14 protein-coding genes are annotated in these 18,531 nt (G+C 72.8%); 9 read left to right on the top strand and 5 right to left on the bottom strand.

Annotation, left to right across the window (positions count from 1 at the left end):
- From ABD774_RS15855 to ABD774_RS15870, 4 genes are all read left to right on the top strand, one after another.
- Window positions 1-142, top strand: a 142-nt coding sequence (locus ABD774_RS15855) for a transposase (RefSeq protein ID WP_345043396.1), incomplete at its 5' end; no start/stop codon positions are given.
- A gap of 19 nt (window positions 143-161) precedes the next feature.
- On the top strand, window positions 162-2,492 hold the full coding sequence (locus ABD774_RS15860) for an esterase-like activity of phytase family protein (protein WP_345043202.1): 2,331 nt from the start codon (window positions 162-164) through the stop codon (window positions 2,490-2,492).
- 286 nt (window positions 2,493-2,778) lie between these two features.
- Entirely contained in the window at window positions 2,779-4,920 is a 2,142-nt protein-coding gene (locus tag ABD774_RS15865; protein WP_345043204.1) for a hypothetical protein, read from the top strand.
- Between the two features lie 176 nt (window positions 4,921-5,096).
- Window positions 5,097-5,555, top strand: a complete 459-nt coding sequence (locus tag ABD774_RS15870; protein WP_345043207.1) for a DUF1801 domain-containing protein — start codon at window positions 5,097-5,099, stop codon at window positions 5,553-5,555.
- A 7-nt stretch (window positions 5,556-5,562) separates the two neighbouring features.
- Here the strand turns inward: ABD774_RS15870 and ABD774_RS15875 are convergent, their stop codons facing one another.
- Together ABD774_RS15875 and ABD774_RS15880 are read right to left on the bottom strand one after the other, a co-directional pair.
- The gene (locus ABD774_RS15875; RefSeq protein WP_345043209.1) at window positions 5,563-6,396 is read right to left on the bottom strand and encodes a VOC family protein; all 834 of its coding nucleotides are present in this window, start codon (window positions 6,394-6,396) and stop codon (window positions 5,563-5,565) included.
- A gap of 40 nt (window positions 6,397-6,436) precedes the next feature.
- The gene (locus ABD774_RS15880) at window positions 6,437-7,189 is read right to left on the bottom strand and encodes an SDR family NAD(P)-dependent oxidoreductase (protein ID WP_345043211.1); all 753 of its coding nucleotides are present in this window, start codon (window positions 7,187-7,189) and stop codon (window positions 6,437-6,439) included.
- Between the two features lie 218 nt (window positions 7,190-7,407).
- On the opposite strand from ABD774_RS15880, the gene ABD774_RS15885 reads away from it, so the two are divergent.
- Window positions 7,408-8,019 carry a response regulator gene (locus tag ABD774_RS15885; protein ID WP_345043213.1) on the top strand — a complete coding sequence of 204 codons (612 nt, stop codon included), beginning with the start codon at window positions 7,408-7,410 and terminating at the stop codon, window positions 8,017-8,019.
- Window positions 8,020-8,203: 184 nt separating this feature from the next.
- Here the strand turns inward: ABD774_RS15885 and ggt are convergent, their stop codons facing one another.
- Together ggt and ABD774_RS15895 are read right to left on the bottom strand one after the other, a co-directional pair.
- Entirely contained in the window at window positions 8,204-10,045 is a 1,842-nt protein-coding gene (ggt, locus tag ABD774_RS15890) for a gamma-glutamyltransferase (protein ID WP_345043216.1), read from the bottom strand.
- 108 nt (window positions 10,046-10,153) lie between these two features.
- A complete protein-coding gene (locus tag ABD774_RS15895) occupies window positions 10,154-11,761 on the bottom strand; it encodes a S49 family peptidase (protein ID WP_345043219.1) in 1,608 nt (535 codons plus the stop codon).
- A 170-nt stretch (window positions 11,762-11,931) separates the two neighbouring features.
- Here ABD774_RS15895 and ABD774_RS15900 point away from each other — a divergent pair, with 170 nt between their 5' ends.
- The 4 genes from ABD774_RS15900 (at window position 11,932) to ABD774_RS15915 (ending at window position 17,185) form a co-directional block, all read left to right on the top strand.
- Window positions 11,932-14,979 (top strand): FG-GAP-like repeat-containing protein, encoded by a 3,048-nt coding sequence (locus ABD774_RS15900; RefSeq protein WP_345043221.1) that lies wholly within the window; start codon window positions 11,932-11,934, stop codon window positions 14,977-14,979.
- Window positions 14,980-15,161: 182 nt separating this feature from the next.
- Window positions 15,162-16,085 carry an LLM class flavin-dependent oxidoreductase gene (locus tag ABD774_RS15905; protein WP_345043224.1) on the top strand — a complete coding sequence of 308 codons (924 nt, stop codon included), beginning with the start codon at window positions 15,162-15,164 and terminating at the stop codon, window positions 16,083-16,085.
- 151 nt (window positions 16,086-16,236) lie between these two features.
- Window positions 16,237-16,386, top strand: coding sequence for a hypothetical protein (locus ABD774_RS15910; RefSeq protein WP_345043226.1), 150 nt, complete (start codon window positions 16,237-16,239; stop codon window positions 16,384-16,386).
- 40 nt (window positions 16,387-16,426) lie between these two features.
- Window positions 16,427-17,185: a matrixin family metalloprotease gene (locus tag ABD774_RS15915; protein ID WP_345043228.1), complete on the top strand. Its 759-nt coding sequence runs from the start codon at window positions 16,427-16,429 to the stop codon at window positions 17,183-17,185.
- A 143-nt stretch (window positions 17,186-17,328) separates the two neighbouring features.
- On the opposite strand, the gene ABD774_RS15920 is transcribed toward ABD774_RS15915, so the two are convergent.
- Window positions 17,329-18,531, bottom strand: a complete 1,203-nt coding sequence (locus ABD774_RS15920; protein ID WP_345043231.1) for a dipeptidase — start codon at window positions 18,529-18,531, stop codon at window positions 17,329-17,331.

Consider the following 18,531-nt stretch of genomic DNA (forward strand, 5'->3'; position numbering starts at 1 on the left):
GAATGGCCCTACCGAGGCGATGAACGGCCGACTCGAGCACCTGCGCGGCTCCGCCCTCGGCTTCCGCAACCTCACCAACTACATCGCCCGATCACTCCTCGAGGCCGGCGGATTCAGACCCCGACTACACCCTCAATTCTGAAGAGCCTATTTTCGGGCCCATGCGTACAACACTCGCAGCCGCAGCGCTGACCGCGGCAACCGTCCTCACCGTGCCCATGGTGGCCGCGGCCGCACCGGCTCCCGCCGCCTCCGCCGCCGCCACCTCAGACCGGGGCCGCGGCCCCCACCTGGTCCCCACGCTCGAGCAGCGCGCCACCCTCTCCGCCGACCACCTCGCGGAGGGTCCGGCGTCGGGTGCCGCGGTCACGCCGGCCAACGGCCGGACCGGTCCGTTCGACGGGCAGGTCATCCCGGGCTTCTCCGCCATGGTCGACAACGGCGACGGCTCGTTCTGGGCCATGCCGGACAACGGCTTCGGCAACAAGCAGAACTCCGCGGACTTTCTCCTGCGCGTCTACCGCGTGACCCCGGACTGGGAGACCGTGGACGGCGGGGCCGGCGAGATCGCCGTCGACGAGTTCATCTCCCTGCGCGACCCTGATGGCCACATCGACTTCCCGATCGTCAACGAGGGCACCGAGGAGCGCCTGCTCACCGGCAACGACTTCGACGTCGAGTCGCTGGTGCGCGCCGAGGACGGCACGTTCTGGATCGGCGAGGAGTTCGGGCCGTTCCTCCTGCACGTCGACGCCACGGGCAAGCTGCTCGAGGCGCCCGTCCCGCTCCCGGACCTGCGCGAGGGCGCCGACGGCGAGCTCGAGTCCCCGCAGAGCCCGTACCTGGCAGACGGCGAGGAGCCCCTGATCCGCAGCTCCAAGGGCTTCGAGGCGATGGCCGGCTCGAAGGACGGCCGCTACCTCTACCCGATCCTCGAGGGCGCGATCACCGACGACGACGAGCAGCGCCGCCGCTGGATCTTCCAGTTCGACACCACCACGGGCGAGTACACCGGGGCGACCTGGCAGTACGAGGCCGACACCGACGCCAACCTCGTCGGCGACGCCTTCATGGTGAAGAACGACCGCCTGCTCATCCTCGAGCGGGACGACTTCGACGGGCCCGCCTCGGTGACCAAGCGCGTGTACGAGATCGACCTGCGCAGCACGGACGACGCCGGTTACGTCGAGAAGGAGCTCGTCGTCGACCTCCTCGACATCGCCAACCCCCACCTCATCGGGACCGAGTCCTCGGCGGGCGCGTACGGCGTCGGCGAGGAGTTCGCCTTCCCGATGCAGTCCGTCGAGGTGGTGCTCCAGCTCGCCGACGGGCGTCTGCTCGTCGGCAACGACAACAACTACCCCGGCAACGACGCCCGCTACCCGGGCACGCCGGACGACACCGAGATGATCGTCCTCGACCTCGAGCCGACGAACCGTGGCGGCGCCAGCGGCGCCCAGGCCGGGTCGAACGACCCGGCCGAGGTGATCGGGCACCGCGGCGCCTCCGGCTACCGGCCCGAGCACACCCTCGCCGCGTACGAGCTCGCGATGAACCAGTGCGTCGACTACATCGAGCCCGACCTCGTCTCCACCAAGGACGGCGTGCTCGTCGCCCGCCACGAGAACGAGATCGGCGGCACCACCGACGTCGCCGACCACCCCGAGTTCGCCGACCGCCGCACCACGAAGACGATCGACGGCGCGCAGCTGACCGGCTGGTTCACCGAGGACTTCACGCTCGCCGAGCTGCGCACCCTGCGTGCCAAGGAGCGCATCCCCGCCACCCGGCCCGCGAACACGGCGTACGACGGCCTCTACGTGGTGCCGACGTTCGAGGAGGTCGTCGACCTCGCCCGCCACTCCCGCACCTGCGACGGCGAGCCGATGGGCATCGCGCCGGAGATCAAGCACCCCACCTACTTCGACTCCGTCGGGCTGTCGATGGAGGAGAGCGTCGCCGAGATCCTCGAGGCCAACGGCTACGGAGACAAGCAGGACCCGGTGGTGATCCAGAGCTTCGAGACCGGGAACCTGAAGGACCTGGACGGCCTGACCGACGTGGCGCTGGCCCAGCTGGTCAACTGCTCGGGAGCCCCGTACGACCTCGTCGCCGCCGGCGACTCCCGCACCTACAAGGACCTCACCACCGCCGAGGGCCTCGAGGGCATCGCGGAGTACGCGGACATCCTCGGCGCGTGCAAGGACGTCATGATCCCGCGGAACGCCGACGGCACGCTGGGCGAGCCGACACCGGTGATCGAGGACGCCCACCGCGCTGGCCTCGAGGTTCACGGCTGGACCTTCCGGGCGGAGAACACCTTCCTGCCCACGGAGTTCCGCTCCTCCGCCGACCCCGCCGAGCACGGCGACCTGGCCGGCGAGATCACGGTCTTCCTCGAGGCCGGCATGGACGGGATCTTCTCCGACCACCCCGACATCGCCGTCGCCGCGGCCGAGGACTTCGCCGACGCGCAGCACCCGGGCCGCTGATCCCGACCCCGGGGCAGGGGCTGACCGCAGCTCCGCCCGGGGCGCGATCGCCGATCCCCGCGACTGACCGACCGCCGGCCGGCGCCCCCGTGGCGCCGGCCGGCCGCGTTTTCATCCGGGTTAAATCCGGACAACCTCTGGATTCCTCGGGACGGTGCCGCTACCTTGGCGGCCCGGGCACGACGCCGTGCCCGGTTCGTCCGGGCCGGGGTGGGGTCGTCGACGACCTCGCTGCTCCATTCCCGACCCGCCGACCTCGCCCCGGAAAGGGGCGGGAGGGGGAACGATGAGCAAGTCAGTCACCCGTGCGGTGGTCGGAGCCTCGGCCGCCGCACTCGCACTCGCCGGCCTCGCGGCGCCCGCCGCGGCCGACCACTCGGCGGAGCCGCCCGCCGACCTCGGCAGCGCCGGGGACGCCCAGATCACGGTGCCGATCAACGACAGCGCCGCCGGGGGCACCTACTACCAGCCGTTCGAGCTGGCCTACGACGGCGCGACCGCGGACGGCACCCCGGTCTACGTCTACGTCCCCGTCGGTGCGCTGGAGGGCGCGGAGGGCGTGCACAGCCTCGACCCGTCCTTCGACCACAACCCCGACGACGAGTTCGTCCCGTGCGCCGACCGCAGCGCCGAGGACTACGAGCTCACCCAGGCGCAGATCGACTACCTCGGCGACACGCTGGCCGACCAGATCGTCCAGGTGAACGAGGAGCACTTCGGGGAGATGGGCCCGGCGAACCCGGACGACCCCGCCAGCGACTCCCTCGTCACCCTGGTCTACAACGTCCAGGACGACTTCTACTACGACTGCTCGGTCACGTCCTACACCGCCGGCTACTTCGCGCCCGACTTCATGACGTCGCTGGGCATGAACGTCATCGTCCTCGACGCCCTCGAGTGGGACAACCGGGTGGGCGAGGACCCGAGCGACGCCCCGTGGAGCGACGGCGACCCGGCCAACGACCGCCCCGAGCTCTACGAGGGCGTCATCGCCCACGAGCTCGAGCACCTGCTCATGAACTACTCCGACGCCGGGGAGCTGTCGTGGGTCGACGAGGGTCTGGCCGACATGGCCGCGTTCCTCAACGGCTTCGACATGACCGGCAGCCACCTGACCTACCAGCAGGTCTTCCACCGGGAGACCTCGCTGACGCGGTGGGGCGGCGGCCTGGAGAACTACGGCGCGTCCTTCAGCTACTTCGCCTACCTGTGGGAGCAGGCCGGGGGCAACGGCGGGGGTGACCTGACCCCGGACCTGCAGTACGACGACGCGGCCGGCGACCTGCTGATCAAGCTGATCTTCGCCGAGGAGGCCGACTCGATGGAGGGCGTCCAGAACGCCATCGACGAGTTCATCGCCCGCACCGGCGCCGACCTGGCGTCCGCCGCTGAGCTGTTCCAGGACTGGGCCGTGACGATGTACCTCGACGACGAGGACTCGGCGCTGTGGGACCTCGAGAACTTCGACCTCGGCCCGGCCTCGGGCGGGTGGACGATCGACATCGCCAACGACGAGTTCTGGGACGACCGGGGCAGCTACATCGGCTCCCAGCCGGAGGCGAAGTGGGACCGGCTGGCCAACCGGCCCGCCGGCGACGCACTGCCGTTCGGCGTCTCCTACGAGAAGTTCCGCAACCCCGGACCCTCCGTCTCCCTCGACTTCGAGGGTGAGGCCTCCTCCGAGGTCGCGCCGCACTCCGGCGCCACCCACTGGTGGGGCGGGTACGCGAGCCAGTCCGACACCGTGCTCGGGCTGGAGACCGCCGTGACCGGCGGCGACACCGTGACCTTCTGGAACTGGCACTTCATCGAGGAGGGCTGGGACTACGGCTTCGTCGAGGCGCTCGTGGACGGCGTGTGGGTCACCGTCCCGGTGACCGACGTGGCCACCGGCGAGACGGTCTCCACCGACGACGACCCGCACGGCAACAACACCGAGGGCAACGGGATCACCGGCACCTCGGGCGGGGCGTACTTCGTGGACGAGCCGCAGTACCTCCAGTACTCGGTGACCGTGCCGGCGGGGGCCACGGACCTGCGGTGGCGCTACTCCACCGACGCGGCGTACCTCGACACCGGCTGGTTCGTCGACGACGTCGCGGTCAACGGCACGGCCGCCACGGTCGCCCCGGAGGGCGACGGCTGGGTGGAGACCGACGGGAGGCAGGACAACAACTGGACCCTCCAGGTCATCTCCAGCTGCGACCTCACCCCGGGCACCGACTCCGCGGGCGAGATCACCGACGGCGCCGGGAACTTCGTGTACCGCTTCACCGGTGACACGATCACCACCCCGGTGCTCGACACCCGGTGCGCCAACGGACCGAGCTCCGACTTCGTGGTCTCGGTGTCGAACCTGCCCACCGGGGACCTGGCGGTCCTTGACGCGAGCTACGACTTCGACGTCGTGAAGCGCAGCCGCGGCTAGGCAGCTCAGGGCGCGGTGGCCCGTCACGCGGGTGACCACGACCCACGGAAATGGCGACGGCGTCCCGCACCCTGCCGGGCGCCGTCGCCTTCTGTCGGGGTGCGCGGGCCGTCGACCTCGTCGGGGTGGGCGGTCCGCCGCCCTGCGTGTGGGCGGATCGTGGTGGACTGGCCCCCATGAACGCGTCCGAGACCACCGTGCCCGCCGACGACGTCGCCGCGTACCTCGACGCCGCCCCCGAGCCGCGGCGGAGCCTGGTGCGCGACGTCTTCGGAACCGTCGCCGCCGCGATGCCGGCGGGTTATGAGCTCGGCATGCACTGGGGCATGCCCGGCTGGGTCGTCCCGCTGGAGCGGTTCCCCGACACCTACAACGGCCAGCCGCTGAGCTACGTCAGCATCGGCGCCCAGAAGAACTACGTGTCGGTCTACCTGATGGGCGTGTACTCCGTGCCGGAGGAGGCCGAGACCTTCCGCACCACCTGGAGAGCCAGCACCGGCCGGGTCGACATGGGCAAGTCCTGCCTGCGGCTGAGGAAGCCGGCCGACGTCGACCACGAGCTGCTCGCGCGCACCGTCGCGGGCATGCCGGTCGAGCGGTTCCTCGAGACCTACCAGCGCATCCAGGCGCGCTGACCGGCGCTCAGCCGGGGCTCCAGCGACTGACCGTGAACGGGAACCCCTGGGGGTCGGCGAGCTCGGCCACCCGCGAGCCCCTCACGTCGAACGGCTCCGTCGCCACCGACCCGCCGAGCTCGCGGGCCCGGGCGGCCACGCCGTCGGGATCGTCGACGGCGAAGGTGACGTTCCAGCGCGGGGTCTCCTCCGCCGTCGCCGCGATCCATGCGACGGCGTCCGTGAAGCCGGGCGGGGCGCCGGCCTCCGCATGGCGGGCGCGGATCCCGGGGTCGTGCCGCTCGAGGACGTCGGAGTAGCCCGGGCGGCGCACCATCCGCAGGTCGGGCCCGACCTCGGTGGTCTCCCACCCGAAGACGCTGCCGTAGAACGCCGCGGCCGCCTCGAGGTCGGGGGTGTGCAGCTCGTTGAAGTTCCACGAGTTCGCCACGTTCACGACCTCGGCGCCCGCGTGACGTCCGCCCTCCCAGGCGCCGAAGACCGCTCCGGCCGGATCCTCGAACCGGGTGCGCCGGCCGCCGTCGAACGCCTCGTGGGACGGCTCGCGCACGAGCCCACCGGCGTCGCGCACCCGGTGCTCGATCGCGTCGAGGTCGTCCACCCGGACGTACATGGTCCAGCCGGGGTTGCCGATGGCGAGGGCACCGACGCCCGCGACGTCACCACCCTCCGGCAGGCTCGCCACGCGGTACGGGCGGGGGGCGTCCTCAAGCTCCCGGAACCGCCACCCGAACAGGTGGCCGTAGAACTCAGCGGCCGGGACGGGTTCGGCGGTCAGCAGGTCCATCCAGGCGGGCACGCCGTGCGGGTAGCGCGGGACGTCCGAGGGGGTGGAGGTCATGCCTCCACGGTAGGGCCGGGCGCGGTCGCCGCGCCATGTGTCAGCGCGCCATGTAGCCGCCGTCGATGTACAGCTCGAGCCCGGTCACGAACGAGGCGTCGTCGCTCGCGAGGTACGCGACGCCGGCCGCGATCTCCTCCGGCCTCCCGAGCCGCCCCATCGGCGTCAGGGCGATCATGCCCTGCTCCACCGGGGTGCCCTTGGCCTGCTCGAGGATCGGGGTCGCGATGAACCCGGGGTGGATCGAGTTCACCCGCACGCCCTTCTCCGCCCAGTGCAGGGCCACGTTCTTCGTCAGCGTCCGCACCGCACCCTTGGCCGCGTGGTACGCCGGGGACGTGCCGAAGCCGCCCGAGGTGCCGAAGATGGAGCTGATGTTGATCACCGAGCCGTGCCCGGACGCGGCGAGCGCCTCGGCGGCGTACTTCATGCCGAGGAAGACTCCGGTCTGGTCGATGGCGACGGTGCGCTCCCACTCGGCGAGGGTGGTGTCCTCGATCGTCTTGAGATCGCCCATGCCGGCGTTGTTCACGAGGATGTCGAGCGCGCCGAACTCCTCCTTCGCCCGTGCGACGGCGGTCGTCCAGTGCTCCTCGGACGTCACGTCGTGGTGGACGAAGACGGCACGTGCGCCCCACTCGCCGAACTCCCTCGCGGCGACGGCACCGGCCTCGTCCTGGATGTCCGTGATGACCACGGCGGCACCCTCCCGGGCGAGCCGTTCCGCGGTCGCGCGGCCGATGCCGCTCGCCGCGCCGGTGATGAGCGCGACGCGCCCCTCCAACCTGTCCATGCTGATCTCCTTCGATCGCCGACGACATCGACACCTTGGCACGCCCTTCCGACATTTCGGAAGGACGTTGGTCGCAGAGAGGCGCCCGGCCCGTCCGGTAGCGGCCTTGGTCTCCGAGCGGGCTCACCCTCACCGGCCCGGATCACCCGCAACCACCCTTGCCGGGGGCGCCCGCCGACCGGCAGGCTGGGCCTCACCGTGCCTGGGGCGGAGGCGCAATGGCGGAGATCGTGCTCGTCGACGACCACCCCGTGGTCCGGCTCGGCCTGCGGGCCGTGCTCGCCGAGGAGCCTGACCTCGCGGTCGTCGGCGAGGCGGCGCGGGTGGAGGACGCCGTCCGGGCCGTCGACCTCCGGCGCCCCGACCTCGTCGTCCTCGACGTCCGGCTCGAGGGCCGGTCGTCCGGGCCGGACCTGTGCCGCACGCTCAAGGAGCTCCCCGCCCGTCCCGCCGTCCTGGTGCTCACCGCCCGGGCCGCGGCCGAGGAGATCACCGCGATGTACCTCGCCGGGGCCGACAGCTTCGTGGACCAGACGATGCCGCCCGACCAGCTGGTGGCCACCGTCCGCGCCACCCTCGAGGGCCGGCGGGTGTGGGTGCCGCGCCCGCGCCCCGCGGGCGGGCGCGGGCGGCCGGGCGCCGACCGGCTTCGCGAGCGCCTCACGCCCCGGGAGCGCGAGGTCCTGAGCCTGCTGCTCCAGCGCCGCACCAACGCCGAGATCGCCGACACCCTTCGCCTCGGCCTGCCGACCGTGAAGACCCACGTCAGCGCGGTGCTGCGCAAGCTCGGTCTGGCGCGGCGACTCGACCTGTTCGTCGACGTCGCCTGATCCCGGTCACCTGCGCTGCGGTGCGCGGCGGGCGACGCCGTGCGCGGCGGGCGACGCGGCGCCGCCGGGCGGTGGTGACTCCGCCAGAGACGCGGCGCACGGCCGGGCGGTGGTGACGCGGCCCCGGGGAGCGGCCGAGCGGTGGCCGCGCCGACGCCACCGCCCGGCCGGGACCGTGGGCGCCTCAGTCCGCCCAGGGCTCGAGGACGAGGGCGCTCCCGCCGCCGAACCGGGTCGGCTCCGCTGCCCCGAGCAGGCCGTCGTCGTCGAGGAACTCGATGCCGTTGACGTTCCCGATGGGATCCTCCGTCGGGGCGGGCAGGTTGTGCCCGTACGCCTTCAGCGCCTCCTGCGCCGCCACCGGCAGGCTCGCCTCGAAGTTGGTGTTCTCGCTGTTGAGGTTGTTCAGCCGCGGGGCCGCGATGGCGTCGGGCAGCGCCATGTCCAGGTCGATGAGGTTGACCGTCACCTGCAGCACGGTCGTGATGATCGTGGCCCCGCCGGGACTCCCGTAGGCCGCGAACGGCTCGCCGTCCGGGTCGAGGACGATCGTGGGGCTGATGCTGCTGCGGGGCCGCTTCCCGCCGTCCGGGGAGTTGGCCAGGCCGGGGTCGGTGGCGAAGTCCGTCAGCTCGTTGTTGAGCAGGAACCCGTACCCGTCGACGGCGATGCCGCTGCCGCCGATCTCCTCGATGGTGAAGGTGAGGGCGACGACGTTGCCCCACCGGTCCGTCGTCGTCAGGTGCATGGTGGACCCGGAGGCGGCCGCCGAGGCGAGGACGACGCCGTCGTCGGGAGCCCCTTCCGGCGTGCCGGCGGGCACGGGCTTCTCGGTGGCCGCGAACGGCTCGAGGATGAGCTCGCGGCGCTCGTCCGCGAACTCCTGGGAGAGCAGGCCCTCGACGGGGACGTCGACGAAGTCGGGGTCCCCGAGGTACTTGCCGCGGTCGGCGAACGCGAGCGCCTCGGCCTCGACGAGCAGGTGCAGCACGTCGTGCTCGGGCAGCTCGGAGAGCTCGTACCCCTCGAGGATGTTCAGCGCCTCCCCCACGGTGGTGCCGCCGGACGACGGCGGGCCCATCCCGAAGACCGTGTGGTCGCGGTAGTCCACCTCGGTGGGCTCGCGCCACTTCGCCTCGTAGTCGTCGAGGTCCTCCAGCTCCATCAGCCCGGGCCGGACGTTGCGGGTGGCACCCTCGGCGACCGGGGGCTCCTGGACCGTGTCCACGATCGCCTCGGCGATCTCGCCCTCGTAGAAGGCGTCCGGGCCCTCCCGGCTGATCAGCTTGTAGGTCCTGGCGAGGTCCGGGTTGCGGAAGATGCTGCCCTCCTCGGGCGCGGCGCCGTCGACGAGGAAGGTCTCGGTCGAGGAGGTGAAGTCGCGGAAGATCTCCAGGTTGTCCTCGGTCCGGTCCACGTACTCGGCGTCGACGACGAACCCGCGCTCGGCCACCACGCGCGCCGGCTGCAGCAGCTTGTGCAGCGGCATGGTGCCGTACTCCTCCAGCGCCAGCTCCCAGCCGGCCACGAGCCCGGGGACGCCCTGCGAGAGCCCGGAGACCCGGCGCTCGTCGTACGGGATGGGCTGGCCGTTCTCGAGGAACACCGTGGGCGGCGTGGCCAGCGGGGCGGTCTCGCGGGCGTCGATGGAGGCGACCTCGTCCTCCTCGGCGTCGTAGATGAGGAAGAACCCGCCGCCGCCGATGCTGCCGTCGTACGGCCGCGTGACGCCGAGCATCGCGGAGGCGGCGATCGCGGCGTCGACGGCGTTGCCGCCCTTCTCGAGGACCTCCAGGCCCGCGGCGGTCGCGTACGGGTCCAGGGTGGTGACGGCGCCGCCGTAGCCCGTGGCGACGGACTGCTTGTCCGGCGGGTGGACGGCACCGTGGTCGTCCTTGTCGCCGTCGCCGTCGCCCTTGCCGTGCGCACCCGCCGGGCTCGCCCCGACGGCGAGCGCGACGACGAGCGTGAGAGCCATGACCAGCAGCGCGAGGAGCCGTCCTCGGCGCAGCGCGGATCCAGACATGTCCGTTCCCCTCGACGGCGCCAGGTCCTCCTCGACCCGGCGGTGGTGGGGCAGACGGTAGCCGCGCACGCTTCCCGGCGGATCAGCCCTGAGGGATGAGACGGCGCGTCAGCGGATCGTCACCGAGCGGTCGAACCAGGTCAGGACCTTCTCGGAGCCGAACGGCCAGAGGCTCCCCAGCGCACCGGCGGCGTCCTTGCCGAACGTGGGCAGACCGGGCAGGTTCGGGCCGGCGGAGACGGTCCGGACGGGCGCGTCGTCGGGAAGCCCGCCGAGGCGCCGCGCGGCGGCGAGCCCGGCGTCGAGGTCGCCGAGCTCGTCCACGAGGCCGATCTCCTTGGCGTCGCGCCCGCTCCAGATCCGGCCGCGCCCGATCTCGTCGACGCGCTCGCGGCCGAGGTTGCGGCCGGCGGCCACGCGGTCGACGAACCGCACGTACACCTCGTCCATCATCTTCTCCGCCCACGCGCGCTCGTCGTCGGAGAAGGGGCGGTGCGGGCTCTCGAACAGGGCGCGGTCCCGGCCGACCACCTCGGGCCGCAGGCCGTGCCGGTCGTCGAACTGGGACAGGACCGGCTTGCCGACCACGACGCCGATGCTGCCGGTGATGGTGTAGGGGTCGGCGACCACGTGGTCCGCCTGCGCGAGGACGTAGTAGCCGCCGGAGCCGGCGACCTCGCCCATGACCGCGACGACCGGCTTGGTGCACCGGGCGACGGCGCGGCACACGAGGTCCGAGGCGAGGGCGGAGCCGCCGGGCGAGTCGACGAACAGCACGATGGCACGGGTGTGCTCGTCCCGGTCGGCCTTGCGCAGGGCAGCGACGACCGAGTCGGACCCGGACATCGGGCCGGGGAGGAACGGCAGCGGCGGCGTGCCCCGGGAGCGGCCCGAGACGATCGGGCCGACCACCGGCACGACGGCGACGCCGTCGGCCTTCCGGCCGACCTTCCGCACCGTCAGGTCGGGCATCAGGAGCTCGACGGTGCGGCCCCAGTGCTGGTCGACCGGGGTGACGATCTCGTCGTCGTACGCGATCCGGGTGACCAGCCCGACGTCGAGGAGCTGCTGGGCGTTGGTCAGCGTCGTCTCGAACAGCGACTCGTCGTCGGCGCCCCGCGCCCGCGGGACGTGCGTGAGCCAGCTGTGCTCCGCGGAGCGGAGGTAGGCGGTGAGCTGCTCGCGGTTGTACTCGTCCATGTGGTCCTCGGAGAACCGGGTCAGGGCGGACTTGTACTCCCGGATGCGCAGGTTCTCGAAGGTGATGCCGTGCCGGCCGAGGAAGGCGCCGTAGAAGACCTGCTCGGCGGCGAAGCCGGGCAGGGAGACCTCGGCGGACTCGGGGGCCACGACCTCCGTCAGCGTCGCCGTCGCCAGGAGGGTGCGCATGGTGACCTGCGGGACGTACCCGACCACGCGCTTTCTCTCCGCCAGGCGGCCCAGGGCGAGACCGATCGCGTGCGCGGTGGCGAGCCCGGCCTTGAGGTCGCCGAGACGGACCAGCACGCCGCGCACCCACGCCGCCCTGGAGATCTTCTCCAGCCGGGCCGTGAGGGCCTCGAAGGACTCGGTCCGCTGCAGCAGGTCCTGGACGGGGGCGTTGCTGCGGTGCGTCGGGTAGTGCCCGTGGAGGTCGAGCACCACCCAGTCGGGGGCGCCGTCCCCCGCGCTCCCGCGGGCCAGGGACAGGCGCAGCTTCTCCGGCAGAGGGGCCATGGTCCAGCGTAGCCAGCGGCACTCGCTCCTCGGGCCCGGACGGAGGGTGCCGGTCCCCTCCGGAGGACGTTTCCGCTCCCTGGTGCCCGAAAGTCCCCTCGGAAGGCCCGGGCCGGGAGTACGTTTCGAGACGTACCAGCCGCAAACCCCTCCCCCTGGAGACCCCTCTCATGAGAACCGCCGCGCGCGGGCGTCCCGCCCTGCTCAGATCCGTCGGGATCGCATCGACAGCTGCCCTGCTGGGAGCCCTGGCCGTGGCGCTGCCGCCGGGGGCCGCGGCCGCGCCCGTGCCGTGGGAGCACGACACGACCATCGACCTGATCGCCCTGGACAAGAACTCCGCACCGGCGCCCACCGTCGCGGACTGGGACGGTGACGGCCAGGACGACCTGGTCATCGGGCTGCGCTCCTCCGGACAGCTCGGCGGCGTCGCCGTCGCGCTGCGCGAGGACGACGGCGACCTGGCTGCCCCGGTCCCGGTCTTCGCCAGCGGCACCGCGACCAGCACCACGGGGTGGACGCTGTACATGCGCCCGGCCGTGGGTGACTGGGACGGCGACGGCGATCCGGACCTGCTCTTCGGCACCTACGCCAGCAGCAAGGGAGTCCTCCTCTGCGAGAACGTCGCCGAGGCGGGCGCACCCGTCGTCCGGGGCGAGGACTGCGTCCCGCTGCGCACGACCGCGGGCGCGCTGGTCGGCTCCACGACCGGAGCCACCGCCTACGTCTCCCCCGAGCTCGTGGACTTCGACCTCGACGGCGACCTCGACCTCCTCGTCGGCACCGGCGCCAACGCGGCGGAGAAGGCGGTGCGCCTGTACCGCAACGTCGGAAGTGCCACCGCACCGACCCTCGGGGCCCCGGAGACGGTCGTCGCGAAGGGCAGCACCACGGGCCTGGGCGCGGAGGACTACTACGAGCCCACGGTCATCGACATCGACGACGACGGCCGCCGGGACCTCCTCGTCGCCGGCAGCCAGGTCGGCAGTGCCCGGGAGTTCACCCTCCACCAGTGCCTGAACACCGGCACCGACGCCGCACCCTCCTTCGCCGCCTGCTCCCCCATCCGGCTCCCCGGGCTCGTGAGCAACGTGGTCGCGGCCACCGACTGGGACCAGGACGGCTACCTCGACCTCCTGCGCGGGTTCCACTCCGGCTTCATCACCAACCCGGTCACGCTCCTGCACGGCAGCGCCCCGGACAGCGACGCCGACGGCGTCTCGGACTCCATCGACAACTGCGTGGCCGTCCCCAACACCCCTGACCTGATGCTCGACAAGGCCAACGCGGTCCAGATCGACACCGACGGCGACGGGCTCGGTGACGTCTGCGACCCGGACGACGACGGCGACGTCGTGGTCGACACGGCGGACAACTGCCCGCTGACGACCAACGAGGACCAGTCCGACGTCGACGGCGACGCCCGCGGGGACGTCTGCGACGCGCGTGACGACCGCCCCGGCCACCCGGGCGCCGGCAGCTACGAGGCGGCGCAGGCCGACCGCATGGAGTGGGGACGCAGACCGGTCATCATGCTGCGCGCGGACGCCATGTCCGTGGGGTACCGCAGCGAGATCGCCGAGGCGCTCGCCACCGAGGCCGTCGACCGGGGGCTGCCGTTCTCCCTGGCGCTCATCCCCTGGGACACCGCGCGCCTCGCCGGCTCCGGCACCCCCGAGTTCCTCAACTCCGTGATCGACGACCCGAACTTCGAGGTGGTCCACCACGGGACCTACCACACGTGCGTCTACACGCCGTACGTCGAGAAGAACGGCCCCTCGGCGGCGGAGTTCGACTGTGGCATGGACGTCTCGCGCGCGTTCAACCTGCTCAAGGTGGGCCAGGACGCGATGACCGAGACGGTCGACCTGGACCGGGCGAGCCACCAGCTCACCGGGTTCATCCCGCCGACGGACGCCTACGACGACGCCGCCGGCGAGGCCATGCAGGCCGCCGGCTACAGCTGGGTCTCCTCCGCCTGGTACGCCGAGCCCGCCGGCCGGGAGGACTTCGCCTACGTCGACGACTCCGGCATGGTGCACATCCCGTGGTCGCAGATCGCGTGCGGCAACGGCGCGGCGTCCTGGACGAACTGCCAGGCACCCGTCAGCCAGGGGCTCGCCGCCCACAGCGGCGTGGACTGCGACGTCGCCGAGCTCTGCGCCCCGACCAGGGACGGCAAGGACTACTCCGACTGGCAGCAGCACGCCGACAGCTCGCTGGCCGACCGGTGCGAGAACGACTTCGACCGGTACGGGATGTGCGAGGTGCTCTTCGAGCTGACCTCCTACGACGGTGACTTCACGAAGGGCAGCCTGGACCCCCACGCCTTCGCCGGGTACCAGCAGACGCTCACCGAGCTCGAGGACCTGGCCGGACGCACCGGGGCGGTCTTCATGACGCTCGGCGACTACGCCGCGGCGCTGCAGGCCGAGGACCACGTCGCTCCGGCCATCGCCGTCGCCACGCCGCAGGGCGCCGCGTACTCCTACACCGGGACGTTCACGGTGGACGTGGAGGTCTCGGACGACCTCAGCGGCGTGCACGAGGTCGCCATCACGCTCGACGGCGAGACGGTCACCGACGGCGAGAGCGTCGACCTGGCCGGTCTCGACCTCGGCGACCACGTCCTGTCCGTCACCGCCGAGGACGTCGCTGGCAACCGGAGCACCTCGGAGGTCACGTTCACCGTGATCGACGACGTCGCACCGGAGATCACGGTCGTCAGCCCCACCGCCGGCGCGTACCTCCACCACCACACCGTCGTGGTCGACGTCGAGGTCACCGACGCCCGCAGCGACGTCACCGCGGTCGCCGTCACCCTCGACGGCGCCCCGGTCGACGACGGCGCGACGATCGACCTCCTCGATCTCGCCCTCGGGGACCACACCCTTGCGGTGGAGGCCACCGACGCGGCGGGCAACCGCTCCGGGACCAGCGTGACCTTCACCCTCGGGGCGACGATCGACTCCCTCCAGGCCACGGTGGAGCGCTACGTCGCCGACGGGTCGATCACCAACCCGGGCACGGTCACGAGCCTGCGGCAGCTGCTCGACGCCGCCGGCACGGCGATCGCGGAGGGCCGGACCGGCACCGCCGTGAACCAGCTGGTGGCGCTGGAGAACCTGCTCGCGGCGCAGTCCGGCAGGCACGTGCCGACCGAGGTCGCCGCGCTGCTGAGCACGGACAGTGCGGCCGTGCGGGACGCGCTCGGCTGATCTGGCGCTGGACGAGGAGAACGTCCCCGGGGCCTGGTCCCGGGGACGTTCTCGCTCCCGCGCACGTTCTCGCTCCCGCGCACCTTCTTGCTCCGGCACGTTTCCGCGCTCCGGCACATGACCGCGCTCGCCGGGGGCGAAAGGGCTGTCGCCGCGGCACCCCCGTCCGCCACGCTGGGCGCATGGTCTCCATAACGGTCCAGGCCTTCCCTGAAGACGGCGACTCGTGGCTCGACCTGGCGCGGGAGGTCGAGGCCCGCGGCTTCGACGCCCTGACGACGGCGGACCATCCAGGGTCCGGCGCCGCGCCGTTCGTCGCGCTCGCCGCGGCCGGCGCGGTGACGTCGCGGATCGGCCTCGGGTCCTACGTCACCAACGGCGGCGTGCGGGAGCCGCAGCACATCGCCGCCGACGTGGCGACGCTCGACGTCGTCTCCGGCGGCCGCGCCCGGCTCGGGCTCGGTGCGGGCCACACCCCCGCCGAGTGGCGGGCGGTGGGCCGCGAGCGGCCCGGCGTCGCGGCGCGGGTGGAGCGGAGCATGGCCGTGGTCCTCGCCGTTCGGGACCTGCTCGCCGGGGAGGAGGTCACCGTCGACTCCGAGCACCTGTCCGTGCACGGCGCGCGGCTCGACCGGCCCCGGCCCGTGCAGGAGCGCATCCCGCTGACGGTCGGGACGTCGAACTCGCGGCTGCTCCGGTTCGCCGGGAAGCACGCGGACGTGGTCGGCCTGAGCGGGACCGGGCGCACGCTGCCGGACGGCCACATGCACGACGTGCGCTGGACCGCCGACGTGGTGGACGCCCAGGTGGCGCTGGTCGCGGAGGGTGCGGCGGGCCGGCCCGTGCCGCCCGCGCTGGAGGCGCTCGTGCAGCAGGTGAGCGTGACCGACGACGCCGAGGGGGTCGCCGCCGAGATGGCCGCGCACGCCGGGGTGAGCGTGAAGGAGCTGCTCACGGTCCCGTACGTGCTGGTGGGGACGGCGGACGAGATCGTCGACGCCGTCGCCGAGCACCACCGGCGCTGGGGCATCAGCCGCTACGTGGTGCGGGTCGACGCCCTGGAGGCGATGACGCCGCTGCTCCCACGTCTTGCCGGCATCCGCTGACCCGGCCCGAGCCGGGCGCCGCCCGCGCGGGCCGCTCTGCCTGCGCTCTCTGTGCCGTTGCGGTCCCAGGGTGAGTCGCTCCGCCCCGATGTCGGTGGTCGGGGTGACGATGAGGGGGTCAGAAGCTGGAGCCGGACGGGAGGAGCTGCACATGGCCGTCGCCACGCTGATCGAGGTCGAGCCGGACGTCGACGTCTACGCGGACCACGTCAAGGTCTGGTGCGTCGACTGCGAGGGGCCAGCGCACGAGATCGACGGGTTCTGCGAGAGCTGCGGCGAGCGGGGCCACGACCCGCTCTGATCCGGGTCCGCGGCCGCCGTCCCCCTGACACACTCCAGGGGTGTACGGCGCAGACCCGTGGGACCGACCCACCGCCTACGCCCCGCCTCGTCGGCAGCGGGGTCCCTACCTGCTCGCCGCCCTCGCCGTCCTTGCGGCCGGCGGCGGCGCCATGGTCCTCGCGGGTCCCGAGGGCGACCGGCTGGCCGAGGCTCCGGTGGTGGAGCCGGGCGCGGGTTCCTTCGCCTTCATCCAGGAGCAGCTCGGCGATCCCGTGACGTACAACCCGTGCGAGCCGATCCGCTACGTGGTCAACGACGCCCTCGCCCCGGCCGGCGGCGCCGGACTGGTCGTGGAGGCGCTCGCGACCGTCTCGGCCGCCACCGGCCTGGTCTTCGAGGACTCGGGCCGCACCGACGAGCCGGCCGACCCCGACCGCCAGCCGCGGGACGTCCTGCGCTACGGCCTGGACGCCTCCCCGGTCCTCGTCGCCTGGACCGGTCCCGAGCAGGTGCCGGACCTCGCCGGCGAGGTCGTCGGCGTGGCGGGCAGCGTCTCGGAGGGGGTGGGCGGCAGCGCGATGCGCTACGTCAGCGGCACCGTCTACCTCGACGCCGCCGACCTCACCGTGATCCTGCAGCGCCCGGACGGCGCGGCCCAGGTGCGCGCGATCGTCACCCACGAGCTCGGGCACCTCGTCGGGCTCGACCACGTCGACGACCCGGGCGAGCTCATGTACGCCGAGAACGTCGGCCGCACCGAGCTCGGTCCCGGCGACCGTCAGGGTCTCGCCGTGCTGGGGTCCGGCAGCTGCGGATAGCCGGCCGGCGTCCATGCCGCCCCGCGGTTCTCTCCCGGCGCGCCCCTGTGAGGACCCCCATTCGCGCTGAGGGCCGCATCCCATTCAGCGGTCCTCGGCACAGACGGTGGTCCTCACGGCGCTGACGTCCGGGCCCGCGCCCCTCAGACCATCGTCGGCCAGAGGATCTCCGAGGCGGCGTCGTCGGCGTCGCGCAGCACGCGCAGCACGTTCTCGCCCGCGAGCGCGGCGAGGTCGGAGCGGGACCAGCCGCGGTCCGCGAGCGCCGTGAACAGCCGCGGGTAGCCGGAGACGTCCTCGAGCCCGTCGGGGAGGCGGTCGACGCCGTCGTAGTCGCCGCCGAGCCCGATGTGGTCGATGCCGGCCACCTCGCGGGCGTGCTCGAGGTGGGCGACGACGTCGTCGATACCGACGCGGGGCCGCGGGTGCTCGGCCTCCCAGGCCGTGAGCCGCTCACGCCCGGCGACCTCCGGGTCCAGCCCGATGTTCTCCTCCGCCACGGCCGCCGGGTCCTCGCCGGGCCGGGGCGCACGGGGCCAGTGCCACTGACCGTCCTCGAGCGCGGCGCGGGCCTCGGCGTCCCAGGCGGCCGCGTCGGGCGAGACGAACTTCGGCACGAACGTCACCTGGAGCACCCCACCGTTGGCCGCCAGCTTCTCGAGCACGGCGTCGGACGCGTTGCGCGGGTGGTCGCAGACGGCGCGGCAGGAGGAGTGGGAGAAGATCACCGGCGCGGTGGTGGCGGCGAGCGCGTCGAGCTGGGTCGTCTCGGCGGTGTGGGAGAGGTCCACGAGCATGCCGATCCGGTTCATCTCGGCGACGACGGCGCGCCCGACGTCGCTCAGCCCGCCGACCGCGGGGGTGTCGGTGGCCGAGTCCGCCCAGGAGACGTTGTCGTTGTGCGTCAGGGTCATGTACCGCACGCCCAGGCGCGCGAACATGCGCAGCGCCCCCAGGGACCCGCCGATCGAGTGGCCGCCCTCCGCGCCGAGGAGCGAGGCGATCCGGCCGCGGGCGAAGGCGCTGCGGACGCCGTCGGCGGTGCAGACGAGCTCGAGGTCGTCGTAGCGTGCGACCAGCCGGTGCACGGCGTCGATCTGCTCGAGCGTCCCGAGGACGGCGTCCGCGCCCGTGAGCGTCGAGGGCACGAAGACCGACCAGAACTGGCCGCCGACGCGGCCCGCCCGCAGCCGCGGGAGGTCGGTGTGCAGGCCGTCGCGGGCGGCGTCGAGCCCGTCGACGGAGTAGCCGGCAGTGGTGCGCAGCGCGTACGCCAGGTCGTTGTGCCCGTCGACGAGCGGGGTGGCGGACAGGACGTCGGCGACGAGGCGGGCGGAGTCGGTCAT

The organism is Georgenia daeguensis, from assembly GCF_039537705.1.
GTDB lineage: Bacteria > Actinomycetota > Actinomycetes > Actinomycetales > Actinomycetaceae > Georgenia > Georgenia daeguensis.

Excerpts from the sequence above, each read along its gene's own strand:
- ABD774_RS15880 (WP_345043211.1), bottom strand. The coding sequence starts at position 7,189 with ATGGACAGGTTGGAGGGGCGCGTCGCGCTCATCACCGGCGCGGCGAGC.
- ABD774_RS15875 (WP_345043209.1), bottom strand. The coding sequence starts at position 6,396 with ATGACCTCCACCCCCTCGGACGTCCCGCGCTACCCGCACGGCGTGCCC.
- ABD774_RS15910 (WP_345043226.1), top strand. The coding sequence starts at position 16,237 with ATGGCCGTCGCCACGCTGATCGAGGTCGAGCCGGACGTCGACGTCTAC.
- ABD774_RS15895 (WP_345043219.1), bottom strand. The coding sequence starts at position 11,761 with ATGGCCCCTCTGCCGGAGAAGCTGCGCCTGTCCCTGGCCCGCGGGAGC.
- ABD774_RS15885 (WP_345043213.1), top strand. The coding sequence starts at position 7,408 with ATGGCGGAGATCGTGCTCGTCGACGACCACCCCGTGGTCCGGCTCGGC.
- ABD774_RS15870 (WP_345043207.1), top strand. The coding sequence starts at position 5,097 with ATGAACGCGTCCGAGACCACCGTGCCCGCCGACGACGTCGCCGCGTAC.
- ABD774_RS15905 (WP_345043224.1), top strand. The coding sequence starts at position 15,162 with ATGGTCTCCATAACGGTCCAGGCCTTCCCTGAAGACGGCGACTCGTGG.
- ABD774_RS15865 (WP_345043204.1), top strand. The coding sequence starts at position 2,779 with ATGAGCAAGTCAGTCACCCGTGCGGTGGTCGGAGCCTCGGCCGCCGCA.
- ABD774_RS15860 (WP_345043202.1), top strand. The coding sequence starts at position 162 with ATGCGTACAACACTCGCAGCCGCAGCGCTGACCGCGGCAACCGTCCTC.
- ggt (WP_345043216.1), bottom strand. The coding sequence starts at position 10,045 with ATGTCTGGATCCGCGCTGCGCCGAGGACGGCTCCTCGCGCTGCTGGTC.
- ABD774_RS15920 (WP_345043231.1), bottom strand. The coding sequence starts at position 18,531 with ATGACCGACTCCGCCCGCCTCGTCGCCGACGTCCTGTCCGCCACCCCG.
- ABD774_RS15900 (WP_345043221.1), top strand. The coding sequence starts at position 11,932 with ATGAGAACCGCCGCGCGCGGGCGTCCCGCCCTGCTCAGATCCGTCGGG.